This is a genomic window from Vibrio sp. 10N.222.55.A1, from assembly GCF_041473835.1.
GTDB classification, from domain to species: domain Bacteria; phylum Pseudomonadota; class Gammaproteobacteria; order Enterobacterales; family Vibrionaceae; genus Vibrio; species Vibrio crassostreae_C.
The window spans coordinates 45538-59872 of the sequence record NZ_JBFRSX010000006.1 but is presented as its reverse complement, the minus strand read 5'-3'; the positions used below and the strand labels follow the sequence as shown (position 1 = coordinate 59872).

Genomic DNA, 14335 nt, shown 5'->3' with positions numbered 1-14335 from the left:
TCTTTAAGTTTGAACTCTGTGTGGGCGATGAACCTTAAGCTTCAGTGCCTTGAATCTTCTCTAATTCAGCGATAGTTGTTTGCGATACAAGCTGACCATCCATGTAATAGGTAACGTTTTGACCGTCTTTGATGCCCGTTAGAGTCGCTGTTTCACCAGATGTATAGACGATGTCCATTTGAATCGTGTTTTCGTCGATCTTAATCATCTCACCCGTTTCAATGGTGCGATTGTTAGAAATTGGGCCGACAGGGGCTTCTTTCAGGCTTGGGTCCAGCTCATCGTTCACTTTGAAGTGCGTGTCTGTTTTTGTATCAAATACGTGTGGTGAACCGCTGATAGGGTTTTTACCTGTCCAGAATTCAAGTGAGTTGAATACCACATAGTCTGCTGCGGTAGTAATACCGTATACAGGCGCTAATAAGAAGTTTACACCTGCACGGGCATAGCGGTTATCGACAACTTCAACGTTAAATTTCATCACTTTCCCTGTTACGGCGTTGCTGCCGATACAACCAGTTAGCGCAGAAGCCAAAACCGTTAGTCCTACAATTTTAAGTGCAATCTTTTTCATTTTAGTACCTGTATAAGTTAGAAGTCTGTTTCGTTGGAACAGGTGTAGTATGGTTTTTATTCGATGGTCAGTTTTACCATTTAGCGCCACTGACGATATAAAATGCACTCGGACTTTTGGCATCAAGCTAGGTATAAAACTGGGCACAAAAAAAGCGCGACCTAATAGGGCGCGCTTTGGGGTATTTAGATAAGTCGTAATGAAAACAACGACTCCCATATAGAATTACTTCATCACGTAGGTATAAGCCGATACGACAAGCCAGCGGAAAAATCGAAATAAAAGGGTAGTGGCTTTAAAGGCAAACTTGGCAATGGATACCATTGCTTCTGAACCAATGCTCACGCACTTATGCAAATCGGATTCTTTGTATTCTGAATAGGTCATCTGTTTTCTCATTTCTCGCGCTTGTCTTTCATATGTAAGTAACGACTCCTGTCTGGCGATATCCCCTGAGCGCGTAATGTACGAACTTTCGCCGATAGAGATTTACCATTTTATGCCAAGTGGGTTAATAACTAGCCAAAAGAGAAAGGGCTGAGAGAATTTAACGGCATAGCGAGGTGTAACTGATCAAGTTACCGAAAAAACGAGGGTAATAATGGTATGATCGCGGGCTCAGCACCATAAGTGATAAAGAATAGGAAACAGAATGACTCACCTTACCGAACAGCAAGAAGCTGCAATGGCGACGTTTAAAGAAAACTTACACCTTCCAAATGGTGGTTTTCATAAACTGATTATCGAGCTAAGTAAGGAGTATCAGCTGCCTTTCCAAAAGGTGCGTGCGGTTTTAAAGAAAGCTCAAAAAGACGTTGAACGACAAATACGAGAAGACTTTACCAGCGTTGATGACACAGTACTGAGCCAAGCGAATTGGGTAAATATCATTAAGTCGAAGCTTGTTGAGTTAGCGGAAGAAAACCAAACGGTTATGGATAAGCTGCAACAAAATCTGAAGTATCAAAAAGTGTTGTCGGCAACCGAAGGTTCAATCGCAAGCGAAGACGAACGTGACGAGTTGATTGAAGAGTTGATTCAAGCTTATGAGAAAGAGGTGTTCAAACCGTTACTGGCGATGCTGCATACAACGAAGCTGTATTGGAAGTTAATGCTGGTGGATGAGACATGTAAGATGAATGAGGAGAATCGTGAGAAGTTCAGTGATTACCCTCAACACATGCAAGCTGCAGAACACTTATATACTCTTGATCAGAAGTTAAGGTCGATGCCGTTAACTTATTAGTCCATGAATGCACTGATAATGACTCAATGGTGATTCAGAGTTTGATATAAGTTGGTTTCAATAGAAGTACGATAACCTAGCTAGCGTTAGCCGCGTGTGAAATGCAAAAAGGCTAGGTTTCAGATCTGTTTTACTTCTACTCTATTTTGTTCTGCTAGAGCGAATTGAGGGTGACATCTTTTACATCTTTGGGACTAGATGGTGTTTCTTTTGTAGCCTTTGGGAAATGCTATAGGAGTGTGAAATGTCCTAGGGTGTTTCCGTTGCCTGAAACGATAGTTCCGATGCTTTCTCGTTCATTAAATTCAAAGTCGATGAGATAGCTGTGATGTTGTAGCTTGGGCAATATGTGGCGGTGGAGTATATCGCTATTGAGCTGTCGAATCTCGGTGACCCATGAAATCTCTTCTTTGTGTAAATCTATTTTAATCTTGAGCATTTATTACCTTTTAGTTTATTGACTGTTTTTTCGCGTGATAGTTGGTACCAATGGGTTTGTCGTGTTGTTCTGCGTGACATAACTGTGCCTTGTGTTTATTACATTTGTATTTAAGTGCTCGATCTATTCTGACTTCGCTGACAAAAGAGCAAATGACGATAGATCGGTAGTAGGATCGAATTTAAAAGCTATTGAATGACTATCTGGGTGAAAGCTGACGCAGAGATGGTGTAACGAGGGAATCGAGAACTGTCTATGTGGAACTTGGACTTACTTTAGCATTAACAGCTCTATAGATTAGAGCCAGGTGGCGAACTATACGCCTAGTTTTCAAAATTACAACCCTATTTCAATTAAATTCAAAAATATTTTTGGGTGATTTACCATCGGTTACTGAAGGTTAAATGAGCGAAGGTCAGGGATTTGACCATGATATCTGACTGAGTCTTGGCTTTTCAGCTGTTCGTATTCGTTGTCATTAGTGGGTTTAATTGATCAGCTAATTTGGTGATGATTAAGTCTCTGTTGTATATGATCTTTACATTGTAAATTACAATCCATGATTTTGGGGGTCAGCGTTGTAATTACAGGGTTTTTGGGTGCTTTCCCCATCTGTTTTTTTCTTCAGGTTGATGAGTATTTTCCTCTTCGCGTCTTTTTGATATTTCTGATTCCTAATACCTCTCCTGACTACGCAAAATATGAATACTCACTTTTACGTTTCTGAATAATAAAGTTGTTGTATCGCCAATTTAGTGCAAATATAATTGATAATAGTTCTCACTTGCGTTACAAGTTTGTTGTCAATCCAATGACAGACTTTAAATTATCGTTATTTAGCAGTTGTGTACGCCCCATGCTCGTCTATGAGTAATGTGACTTTCATTGTCATGAGTGGTGGTTTGTATCAATGGCAAAGGAAGAAACATGAAGAAAACAATCAATTCAGTTCGCCAGTTATTGAGCGGGCTTGCCATCGTTCTAGCATCATCATTCATGATGACCGCGCATGCGGAAACCGTCACCATTGAGCATGTGAAAGGCACAGCGCAGTTTACTGAAGTACCACAGCGAGTGGTGGTTCTAGGCCACGGTAGCTTAGACGTGCTCGATAAAATTGGTGTACAGCCAGTTGGCGCGCCTCATAGCTTGCTGCCTGATTACCTAGCTTCGTACAAAGATACGACGGCAAATACAGGCTCTTTAAGCGAACCTGATTTTGAAGCTATCTACATGTTGAAGCCTGACATCATCATCGCGGAAAACCGCATGCTTAAGGTTTACGACAAACTGGCACAAATTGCTCCTACTGTCATGTTTTCTATTGAAGGCGACAAGTACTGGGCTGATGCTCAGCAAAACTGGCGTGTGCTAGGCGACATCTTTGGTAAGCAAGCTGAAGTCGAAGCGATCATTAAAGAGACTCAAGCTTCTATCACAGCGGTAAACGACAAAGTAGCGTCTGACGAAACTTCAGCAATGATGCTAATGAACAACGGCAACAACATTGCGATGTTCAACAAAGGCAGCCGTTTCTCTATCATCTTTGATGACTTTGGTTTCGTGGAATCAAAGAGTGCAACCGTGGCTCCGATTAAAGGAACACACGGCAACCTAATCTCTTTTGAATACATAGCTGATGCAAAACCTGAAGTGCTTTACGTGCTTGACCGCGAAAAAGCGATTGGTAAATCAGAAGGACGCGCACAACAACTGTTTGATAACCCACTGGTTGCGGCAACACCTGCAGCGCAGCACGGCAATATCGTTTACCTTGATTCAAGTGCTTGGTATTTGGCGGGTGGCGGTGTGACAGCGATTCATAGAATGCTTAGTGACATTGAACGTACGATTCAATAGTTATTAACCATCAGATTTTCGGGCTTATAAGAGTGTTCTTATAAGCCCTTTTTCACTTTTTTATACGGGCTACCCGAGACCTATCTTTAGTATTATTCCTATGTTGAAACCCATTGCAGCTGCTGTATTTCTTGTTGTGTTATGCGTTGCGTCATTGATGATTGGAGTCGCTGAAATCAGTTTTAGTGACTTCTTCAATGGCAACCAACACGCCAATTCTATTTATATTGTTAGTCGGATTCCTCGACTACTCGCGATCGTGCTTGCCGGAGCGGGATTGAGTGTTTCTGGCTTGATCATGCAGCAAATCGTACAGAACAAGTTTGCCGCGCCTTCGACGATGGGCACCATTGACTGTGCGATGTTGGGTTACATTGTCGGCATTCTAGTGCTAGGCAATGCTGCGCAATGGAGCTACTTAGGCTTTATCTTCGCGTTTGCAGTGTTTGGCACCATGCTATTGGTTCGCTTCCTACAACACCTCAAGTTTAAGAACGCGGTATTGGTGCCTTTGATTGGCATTATGTATGGCAACGTTGTTTCGTCTCTAACAACCTTTATTGCTTATAAGTACGACTTAGTACAAACCATGTCGGCATGGACTATGGCGAACTTTGCGAGCGTGTTGCAGGGCAGCTATGAAATCCTTTATCTCGCGGTGCCTGCTTGTGTATTGGCTTACTATTTCGCGAGCCAGTTCAGTGCGGCGAGCATCGGTGAGAGCTTCGCGAAAAACATCGGTTTGAATTATCAGAAGATCGTCTTCATTGGTGTTGCGTTAGTGGCTATCAGTGCCTCCTCTGTGGTGATGATCGTTGGTGTTATCCCATTCCTTGGCCTTATCGTGCCGAATATCGTGTCGCTGATGATGGGCGATAACATGAAGAAGATTCTGCCTTGGACTGCCTACTGGGGGGTGATCTTGGTGTTGGCTTGTGACCTGCTAGCTCGAATCGTCATCTTCCCTTATGAGATTCCAATCTCAATGGTAATCAGCATCTTTGGTGGCATGATTTTTATTTACCTAATCATGAGAGACAAGTCGAATGCGTGATTCAGTAAAAATTGCGATTCTGGCTATCGCGTCTTTGGGTATGACAGCGCTATTCATCGGGCAGGGGCTGACGTGGGATAACTACGAGTTCTTCTTGTCTCTGCGCCTACCAAAATTGCTGTCGATTGTGTTGGCGGCGGTAGCGATCTCGGCGTCGTCATTGGTTTTCCAAACCATTACTAATAACCGAATTCTAACCCCCTCCATCTTGGGCTTTGACAGCTTGTATATGCTGGTACAAACGGTACTTCTGTTTGTGTTTGGCAGTGCTAGCTTCTGGGTGATTGACTCGATCGCAAACTTTTCGATGTCTGTGACTGTGATGATCTTGTTCTCGTTTGCTCTGTTCCATTTCTACTTTAAGAGCAAGCGAAACAACGTATTCACACTGCTGTTGATAGGCATCGTATGTGGCAGCGTATTCTCGAGTTTGTCTAACTTCTTGGCGATGTTGATTGACCCGAACGAGTTCGCGGTGCTGCAGAATGTGATGTTCGCAAGTTTCAATAACGTGAAAGGCGAGTTGGTTTACCTCAGCCTTATTCCTTTGGGTTTGAGCTTGCTTGGCCTTTGGTTGTTAGCGCCTAAGCTTGATGTACTTTGGCTTGGTGTTGATAACGCAACAAGCTTGGGTGTGAACACCAAACGACTGACTCAGATTACCTTGGTGATTGTGTCAGTGATGGTCGCGGTATCGACTGCTTTGGTTGGCCCAGTGCTGTTCTTTGGTTTAATCACCGTGAGCTTAGCTCGTCAGATATTCAAATCTTATCAACATCGTGTGCTTATCATCGCAAGCAGTTTGTTAGCGGTCGTTCTATTGGTTTCAGGCCAATGGTTTATCGAAAAAGTAATGGCGTTTGAAACCACAGTGAGTGTGATCATTAACTTGGTCGGTGGTTTGTATTTTATGTTCTTGTTGTTACGCACCAGAATTCAGTAAAGGTAGTAAGTAGTGATTAAATTAACAGGTTTAACTAAGAAGTATGGCAAGTCACTCGTGGTGGATGATGCCAGTGCTATGTTCCCGAAAGGCGAAGTGACTTCTATCATTGGCCCAAATGGTGCGGGTAAAAGTACACTGCTTTCAATGGCGAGCCGCTTAACCGACAGTGACGCAGGTGAAGTGGTCATTGGCGATAAGTTACTGGCTGAGTGGAATACCAAAGAGCTAGCTAAGCACCTTGCCGTGTTAAGACAATCAAACAACATCAATATGCGATTTACGATTCGTGAGTTGGTCTGTTTTGGTCGCTTCCCACACTCTCAAGGTCGCTTGAAAGACGAAGATCATAAAATCGTCGATACAGCACTAGAACACCTTGGCATTACTGACATCCAAAACAAATACCTTGATGAGTTGAGTGGCGGTCAGCGTCAAATGGCGTTTATCGCGATGGTTGTGGCGCAAGATACGGATTATGTGTTCTTAGATGAGCCACTGAACAATCTTGATATTAAACACTCGGTCGAAATCATGCAGACGCTTCGTCGTTTAGCGCATGAGTTCAATAAAGCGGTCGTTATCGTGATTCATGACATCAACTTCGCTTCTTGTTACTCAGATAACATTGTTGCGATGAAGAAAGGCAAAGTGGTTAAGTCGGGTAAGGTTTCGGAAGTGGTTGAAAAATCAGTGATGGAGTCTATCTACGAGATCCCATTTGAGATTCGTGAGTTCGATGGTGTTCGAATCTGTATGTATTATTCTGGTCGTTAGATTACTGAATAACTCGGTTGTTTTGCTTTCTAGCCGTTGAACGAAAAGAGCTCCCATATGAGGAGCTCTTTTTGTTTTCGGATAGTATCTGTGTTGTTAGTGAAATGTTGCAATGCAAAGGTAATTCCCCTTGTATAATAATAACTTAACTGACGTAATATTGACTGGTCGTACTTCTAATAACGCCAGTTTGAAGTCACTCACAGATCTACTCTTCATTTTTGAAAATCAATTGCTTTTTTTCTACTTAACCTCTGGAAACCGTTCTACACTAGGGTTATAACTGTTTGATTTGTATACGAGGTATCAATGAGTCGGAAACCTATAGTGTTAGTCGTGGATGACACCCCAAGTAACTTGGATGTGTTAACGGCAATACTCAAAGATACTTATCAAGTGAAAGTAGCGATTAACGGCACAATTGGTATCAAGATCGCGAAGATGGTGCCGCAGCCAGACCTTATCCTCCTTGATATCATGATGCCTGACATCGATGGTTACGAGGTGTGCCGCCAACTTAAAGCTCAGCCGAATACGGCTCACATTCCTATCATTTTCGTGACCGCCACAATTGGTCCAGAAGCCGAAGTAAAAGGGCTCTCCTTGGGGGCTGTCGATTACCTAACCAAGCCGATAACCCCTGCAATTGCACTCCAGCGTGTGAAAACGCATATCGCACTTTATGACCAACAACGCGCGTTGTTTAGTCAGGTAAAAGAGAAAACTCAAGAGATCAATCTCGGTAAGCTAGAAACACTGAACATACTGGGTAGAGCTGCTGAATTTAAAGACAATGAAACAGGCATGCACGTTAAGCGTATGAGTCACTACTGTGAAGTGCTAGCTAAAGCCTTGGGAATGACTGACGAAGATGCCGAGACGTTGCGTGATGCAGCACCAATGCATGATATTGGCAAGATTGGCATTCCTGACAGTGTGTTACTGAAGCCAGGGAAATTGGATGCCGATGAATGGACTACCATGCAGAAACACGTCGAGTTCGGTGTTGAAATCCTTGGTAGGCAGGGCGATTCCAAACTGATGCGTATGGCCATTCAAGTCGCGCAGTATCACCATGAAAAGTGGGATGGCAGTGGTTACCCAAAGCAGATAGCCGGCGAAGATATTCCATTGGTTGGACGAATTGCGGCCGTTGCTGACGTATTTGATGCCCTGACAGCAGAGCGTCCTTATAAGAAAGCTTGGAGTGTCGATGAGGCACTGAGCTTGTTTGAAGAACAGAAAGGCAAGCATTTTGATCCGACTATCGTCGATATGTTTTTTCTAAAGTTACCTGAGATTCTAGCAATTAAAGAGAAATTTAGAGATGAGTGATGGCTTGATGTTGTCGCTAAATCGTTTGGTTGTTTTTCTGGTCATTACACTTGTGGTGTGGCCGCTGCTAATGCGATCTACGAATGCTGCTGAGGTAACAGATACTGAGTTAAATCAGTGGTTGGGAAACCAACCAACGGTAACTTTTGTTGTCTTGGCCAACCATTATCCTTACTCATTCATCGATGATGATGGGCAGGTTTCTGGGATCATCAAAGATTGGACATTAGATCTTGAACAGCGTTTTGGTGTTCATGTTCGGTTTGTCACAGTTAACTCGCGTGTCGAGGCTAAAGCCGCGTTAGTCGACGGGCGAGGCGATGTATTTCCATTCCAACAGTTCGACCCAAGTGAAGGTGGCCGTTTTCTTGCGAGTGCTCCCTATATTCCTTATCAGGTCGCAGTGATTGTTCCCATCGACAACAAACTCGATGGAAACCTAGATCAAAATAATAAACGCCGTATTGCGATGGTTAATGAAAATATCGATTTGGAGCGAGCCGGTGTCAAATTGAGTTCTATTGAGCGAGTGGATTTTGATAACGTTATTGATGCAGTACGTGCGTTAGGGGCCGGGGATGTCGAAGGCATGGTCGGTGAACCTATCACCACTATGGATCTTGCGGAAAAGATTGGCGTTCATGATTTAGCGGTAAATTATGTTCTGGAGCATTGGAAAAGGTTTGAAGCATCAATGGTGATTCGAACCGATGAACCAGAACTGCTGACGCTAATCAACAAACAGATTGAAACCTTCGACGTTGATAACAAGAACCAGATTTTATCGAAGTGGCTAGACAGTTCCCCCTATCGAGTGCCGCTAAAAGGCGTGTTTGGCTTTGGTAACCCTCCGTATTTTTACCCAGACAGCACCGCAGTCGGGCTAGAGCACGACATTCTTCAGCGTGCACTGAATGACATGGGATACAAACTAGGTGACGTTGTCACACTTTCACCTAGCGCCGCTAAAAAAGCCATCGATAACAACAACTCAATATCATTTGTTTCAGGCGTTCAACCTGACGACCCTTCGCTGCACTTTGTCAGTGACAAGGTGATGGATGTTGATTTTGTCCCTGTCTCATTAAAGAGGCGTAACTTGGATTTAAAGTCAGCAAAGAATCTGTCATTGGGTGCTTTGCTATTTGATGAAACATCACCAATTAAAAACTCGGTAGAAGTACTGAATAGCCAATTGAGTATTGAACGAACAGAAGATCTCGATAGCTTGGAATCAGCGTTCTCCCAATTGAGAGCTCAAAATGTAGACTTATTGATGGTAGAAAGGCGCGTGTTAACTTGGTTTGTGACTAACACGCGGTTTATTGAAATGCGTGAAATAGAGCTGCATGAAGAATATAAAGTGAGCTACCCGATCTATGTTGATTTCAGAGGCTCTGAATTAAGAGATCGCTTTAATGCTGCATTGAAAAATCTCAAGAAAGAAGATGGCGACTTCGAACAAATTCTTAGAACACATGTTAAGAACGATTTGACTCCGGTTCTGAAGAAAGCCGATATTATCGCTCAGGTATCCGCGTATTTTATCGTGAATGACCGTTTTGAAGAGTTGCCTAAGATTTTTGATATATTTGATGCAAATAATACTTTCACTGTGATCACGGCGCTCGCAGACAATAATAAACGACCGCTTGAATCTTGGTTTTTAGGCGATGTATCAACGACATCATTGGCGAGAAAAAACACGTCTAAGCTGTCATCGGTGACGAAAGGCGCTGGATATAAAACACAAACGGGTAGCAGTAATGCCGGGTTTATGACTTTCTACTTTGATGTTAATTCGTTAGTTCGGAACCATGTTTATTTTCCATCTGTCGAACAATTTAGTTCATTCGGAGATGCGGCGAAACGCTATATTACGGATGTTTATCAAGCGAGTAACTTGACTGGAGAGATCCTAAATCTAAGCCAAAAAGAGAGGGCGTGGATTAAAGATAATCCGGATGTACGTATAGGTATCGATCCGAATTCGTTACCTTATGAAGCGGTATCCAATACCGGTGAATACATCGGGATGATTGATGATTATCTAACGCTGATTGAACAAAAAACAGGGCTAAGTATTCAGCATGTTGACGTGGCGAATTGGTCTGAGACCCGAAGCTTGGTTGATCATCATGAAGTGGAACTGGTCTCAGCAGCTCAAGAGAATCGTTCGTTAGGAGATAACGTCAAAGCAGCTAAAAGCTTGTTTTCAAGTCGTTTGGCCATTGCATCGAGAAGAGACGTTAGTAGCTTGGTACTTGAAGAAGCTGATGGTTGGAAAATCGGTATATTGAAGAATGCGGCAAATACTAACGCGATTTTAGATAAGTACCCGAACGTTGAGTGGGTAGAGGTAGAATCCACGGCCGATGGGCTCAACCGATTGGATGATAAAACCTTAGACGGCATGGTCGACACTGTTGATGTCCTCAATTACCTCATTGATTCATTTGGTCATCGAGGGGTTGGTATCATCGGCCGGTTAGACTTCTTCCTGTCGCCAACTCTGCATGTCATCAAATCTGAACCTTTGCTGTTGTCTATTGTGAACAAAGCGATAGGCAGTATCTCGGCTGAAGAACACCAGAAGATCTCAGCAAAGTGGGCGGCGCCCAAAGCGATAGAAAGAGTTGATTATCAATTGGTTTACACTATTTCGGTTTTTTCTCTGGTGATCCTTCTTCTTATTATTTTCTGGAATCGTAAATTAGCGAAGCAGATCAGTATTGCTAAGGAAGCGACCGAAGCTCTGGAAAAGGCGCAGAACCAACTCTACAACATGCTAAATAGCTCTCCAATTGCAGCTAGTGTGGTATTTGAAGAAGAGGTTCGTTACGCGAACGATACGGCAAAACGTTTGTTTGGCGTGGAAGATCAGGCGTTGTCTTCTATCGACGTTGCCGCTATCCATGACTCGCTGAGCGTTCATGATGGCGTGCATGAAGAGCTCGACCTTAACGGTAAAGTTGAAAATAGGGAGTTAGTACTCAGAAAGTCTGATGGAACCCGATTTGTTGCTTTGGTCAGTTACTATCTTTTTGAGATTGATGGTGAAGTCGCCACACTATTTTGGGCATTCGATATTTCAGAAATGAAGCGCCTTAACGAACAATTGGAAGAAGAGAAACAGAGAGCCGATTTGGCGAGCCAAGCTAAATCGGAATTCTTAGCCAATATGAGCCATGAGATAAGAACCCCAATGAACGCCATTATTGGCTTGTCTTATCTGGCGATTGGCGAAATATCTAATCCTGTCGCTCGAAATTACATTGAGAAAGTGCACCGTTCTGGCCATTCGTTACTCGGTATCATCAATGACATCCTTGATTTCTCAAAGATAGAAGCTGGACAACTTGTTATTGATAACGTCCCGTTTGATCCCGTAACGACCTTTAAAGATGTGATTGAACTAATGGAGTCGAAAGCAGCTGAGAAACAACTCAATTTGTCGATGGTCATCGACCCAGAGTTAGACACGCCACTGCAAGGCGATCCCTTGAGGTTGTTCCAAGTCATACTCAACCTTGTGGGCAACGCGATTAAGTTTACGGAACAAGGCAGCGTAGCATTAACGGTGGAGCATGTTGACTCGAACGACAGCAGCCTAACCATGAGAGTGAGTGTGATGGATACCGGGATAGGCATTTCGGATGAGAACCGTCACAAGCTGTTTGAAGCCTTTAGCCAAGCGGATACCACAACGACACGTCGGTTTGGCGGTACAGGGCTTGGGCTCAACATTAGCCAGAAATTAGTTCATGCGATGGGCAGTCAAATTACGGTAGAGAGTGTTTACGGGCAAGGCAGTGAGTTCTCCTTTGTACTGACATTGCCACGCTCAAGCTCGGATGCGTTAGCCGACTTCAAAGCTCAAGAGTTGCAACTGGATTATCAGATAGAGTTCAAAGGGCAAAGAGTGCTATTGGTTGAAGACAATGAGCTGAACCAAGATCTCGCCTTAGCATTTTTCAGTCGCTCTAAATTAAATGCCGATCTTGCTGAAAACGGAAAGGAAGCGCTGGAGTTAGCTAAAAACAACGACTACGAAATAATCTTCATGGATCTTCAAATGCCGATTATGGACGGCTTTGAAGCTACCCGTTTGATTCGTGAATTCGATATAGATGTACCGATTATTGCAATGTCAGCCAATGTTTTTGCTGATGCGAAACAACGAGCGAGGGCGTCGGGCATCACGGACTTCTTGGATAAGCCTATTGTTATTGATAAAGCGATGTCTTTGATTACTCGATACATTGTTCCTGAGGTCTTAGTTGAAGGTCGAGCGCCATCAGACACGTCTTCAGATACGATACTGGCCAGTGATTCTGATAATAGTTCGGAATTACACTCCGATACTCAAACAGAGCAGCCTGTTTTCTCTCAGTCGAGGTTTGAGCAACTGACTCATCATGATGCGAAACTGCAAGAGAAGATGCTTGGTAGATTCTGCCAAGGGGCGCCTGACATTATGTCGGAAACCTTCGACAACCTAGTGCAAGATGAATGGGCGACGTTAGAGCGTAATCTACATACCTTAAAAAGCATGGCAGCTTCGATTGGTGGATTGCGATTGGCAGAGTTACTCAGTGATTTAGAAAGCAAAGCGCATGACAAGGCGTGTGATGAAGCAGATCTTAAGCAAGGCGAACTTGGGTTAATCGAACTGATTAAAGCAGTTGAGATCAGCTTTGATGTGTCTGGTGTTGGGGGATTCAATACGACAAGTACTGAAGAAGCCGATGCGAGTCTTGCTGATACCTCTGATTCACCGAGCATCACGTCAGAACAGCATGCTCAGTTGCTATCACTGCTGGATGCTTATGATAACGATGCAACTCAATATGTGACTGAGTTACTGGTACAGTATCCACATTCTGTTGTTCTCAAAGATGTTCGAAGTGCGTTAGATAATTATGACTTTGAACGAGCAAAAGAGGGGCTTGGCGCTTCTGAGTAGTTGTCTTTTATAAATATCACTTCAACATTAAAGCCTTTAGCTCTTATAGCGAAATACCGAGCTAGCTAAAGGCTTTAAATCTATCTATACCGAACTAACGACTCACGTTCTGTTTGATTAGCTCAACAACCGTATCGTATCGGTGCGGCAGTTTTCGGTTTCGTTTTTGAACCAGATACAGCGTTTCCTCTACTTCTACCTTTGGCGGCACAACGTGTAGCTTGTCTCTATCTGGGAAGTGTTCAACCGCGCCAGCCGGTAACACGGTAAAACCTAATCCTTTTGATACGGGTAGCAAGATCTGGTGAAGCTGATTGATGTAGCCAGATCTTGGTATCTCATTAACGTTGATGTTCGCTAAGTCTTTATCTCCGCAAAGGTCGAAATACAAAGACAGATAATGTGCAGAATCTGGGTGGGCAATCAGGCCAATGTCATTCAATACTTGCGGCGTTATCTCTAAATCAGCAAGGCTGTGGTGAACAATAAGACACAGTGCTTCTTTGCCGATGACTTGGCTTTGGTAGTAGCTGTCGTTCGGGGAATGCCTAACAATGCCGATATCGGTAGTGCCTTCGCTTAGGTCATTCAATATCTTTTTGTTTGGAGCGGCTTCTAAGTTAATGCTGAGCTCTTGGTGTTGCTGTTGAAGTTCAAGAAGCTTGGGATACAGACGCAAAGAGAGTGAGCCAGAGCAAGACAAGTGACATTGCCCAGCATAAGGGTTATCAAAACTCAGAGACTCAAAAAGATCTTCTTGGTCTTTCTCTAGTTTGATCGCATAGCGATACATAATCCGACCCTGTTCGGTCAGTTCGAAGCTCTTGTTTTCTCGAGATAGCAGGTCACAATTACAAGCTTGTTCAAGCTTCTTGATGTGTTGGCTGACTCCAGGTTGTGTCATATACAACTTTTCTGCCGTTTGGGTGAAATGGCCAACTTCAACCAGAGTCTTAAACGTATTGAGCCAAAGTGGATTAATCATACTCACCTTCAAATACTAAAGCCTATAAATAACAAAGCCAATAAATAACAGAAAATTATTATTATCTTAAGTAATGATAATTTCAACTCTAGCGTCTTAAGTAACGCTAATCAAAGTCATGTGGTGGTAGCACTTTATATTGGTCTATTGGTCTAT

The 14335-nt window shown here is 43.3% G+C and carries 11 protein-coding genes; 7 read left to right on the top strand and 4 right to left on the bottom strand.

Translation table 11 applies throughout. The features are described 5' to 3' along the window. Positions 1-34: 34 nt before the first annotated feature. Both AB4493_RS01310 and AB4493_RS01305 read right to left on the bottom strand, forming a co-directional pair. Entirely contained in the window at positions 35-574 is a 540-nt protein-coding gene (locus tag AB4493_RS01310) for a DUF3332 domain-containing protein (protein WP_017061899.1), read from the bottom strand. Between the two features lie 225 nt (positions 575-799). After that, positions 800-961, bottom strand: a complete 162-nt coding sequence (locus AB4493_RS01305) for a hypothetical protein (protein ID WP_170962358.1) — start codon at positions 959-961, stop codon at positions 800-802. 265 nt (positions 962-1226) lie between these two features. Here AB4493_RS01305 and AB4493_RS01300 point away from each other — a divergent pair, with 265 nt between their 5' ends. Further along, positions 1227-1820, top strand: coding sequence for a hypothetical protein (locus AB4493_RS01300; RefSeq protein ID WP_050648160.1), 594 nt, complete (start codon positions 1227-1229; stop codon positions 1818-1820). A 229-nt stretch (positions 1821-2049) separates the two neighbouring features. Here the strand turns inward: AB4493_RS01300 and AB4493_RS01295 are convergent, their stop codons facing one another. Continuing rightward, on the bottom strand, positions 2050-2259 hold the full coding sequence (locus AB4493_RS01295; protein WP_004731601.1) for a hypothetical protein: 210 nt from the start codon (positions 2257-2259) through the stop codon (positions 2050-2052). 927 nt (positions 2260-3186) lie between these two features. On the opposite strand from AB4493_RS01295, the gene AB4493_RS01290 reads away from it, so the two are divergent. From AB4493_RS01290 to AB4493_RS01265, 6 genes are all read left to right on the top strand, one after another. Beyond that, a complete protein-coding gene (locus tag AB4493_RS01290; RefSeq protein ID WP_017061897.1) occupies positions 3187-4119 on the top strand; it encodes a siderophore ABC transporter substrate-binding protein in 933 nt (310 codons plus the stop codon). Between the two features lie 100 nt (positions 4120-4219). Further along, positions 4220-5173 carry an ABC transporter permease gene (locus tag AB4493_RS01285; protein WP_017061896.1) on the top strand — a complete coding sequence of 318 codons (954 nt, stop codon included), beginning with the start codon at positions 4220-4222 and terminating at the stop codon, positions 5171-5173. Continuing rightward, the gene (locus tag AB4493_RS01280) at positions 5166-6116 is read left to right on the top strand and encodes an iron chelate uptake ABC transporter family permease subunit (protein ID WP_017068462.1); all 951 of its coding nucleotides are present in this window, start codon (positions 5166-5168) and stop codon (positions 6114-6116) included. Before AB4493_RS01285 ends, AB4493_RS01280 begins: the two co-directional genes overlap by 8 nt. Positions 6117-6128: 12 nt before the next feature. Beyond that, positions 6129-6893: an ABC transporter ATP-binding protein gene (locus tag AB4493_RS01275; protein ID WP_372154401.1), complete on the top strand. Its 765-nt coding sequence runs from the start codon at positions 6129-6131 to the stop codon at positions 6891-6893. Between the two features lie 309 nt (positions 6894-7202). Then, positions 7203-8228: an HD-GYP domain-containing protein gene (locus tag AB4493_RS01270; protein WP_372122482.1), complete on the top strand. Its 1026-nt coding sequence runs from the start codon at positions 7203-7205 to the stop codon at positions 8226-8228. A 70-nt stretch (positions 8229-8298) separates the two neighbouring features. Next, a complete protein-coding gene (locus AB4493_RS01265) occupies positions 8299-13194 on the top strand; it encodes an ATP-binding protein (protein ID WP_372154412.1) in 4896 nt (1631 codons plus the stop codon). 94 nt (positions 13195-13288) lie between these two features. On the opposite strand, the gene AB4493_RS01260 is transcribed toward AB4493_RS01265, so the two are convergent. After that, a complete protein-coding gene (locus AB4493_RS01260) occupies positions 13289-14179 on the bottom strand; it encodes a LysR family transcriptional regulator (protein WP_017061891.1) in 891 nt (296 codons plus the stop codon). Positions 14180-14335 lie beyond the last annotated feature (156 nt).

Coding starts and splice junctions, on each gene's coding strand:
- AB4493_RS01310 (WP_017061899.1), bottom strand. CDS start 574: ATGAAAAAGATTGCACTTAAAATTGTAGGACTAACGGTTTTGGCTTCT.
- AB4493_RS01305 (WP_170962358.1), bottom strand. CDS start 961: ATGACCTATTCAGAATACAAAGAATCCGATTTGCATAAGTGCGTGAGC.
- AB4493_RS01300 (WP_050648160.1), top strand. CDS start 1,227: ATGACTCACCTTACCGAACAGCAAGAAGCTGCAATGGCGACGTTTAAA.
- AB4493_RS01295 (WP_004731601.1), bottom strand. CDS start 2,259: ATGCTCAAGATTAAAATAGATTTACACAAAGAAGAGATTTCATGGGTC.
- AB4493_RS01290 (WP_017061897.1), top strand. CDS start 3,187: ATGAAGAAAACAATCAATTCAGTTCGCCAGTTATTGAGCGGGCTTGCC.
- AB4493_RS01285 (WP_017061896.1), top strand. CDS start 4,220: ATGTTGAAACCCATTGCAGCTGCTGTATTTCTTGTTGTGTTATGCGTT.
- AB4493_RS01280 (WP_017068462.1), top strand. CDS start 5,166: ATGCGTGATTCAGTAAAAATTGCGATTCTGGCTATCGCGTCTTTGGGT.
- AB4493_RS01270 (WP_372122482.1), top strand. CDS start 7,203: ATGAGTCGGAAACCTATAGTGTTAGTCGTGGATGACACCCCAAGTAAC.
- AB4493_RS01265 (WP_372154412.1), top strand. CDS start 8,299: ATGCGATCTACGAATGCTGCTGAGGTAACAGATACTGAGTTAAATCAG.
- AB4493_RS01260 (WP_017061891.1), bottom strand. CDS start 14,179: ATGATTAATCCACTTTGGCTCAATACGTTTAAGACTCTGGTTGAAGTT.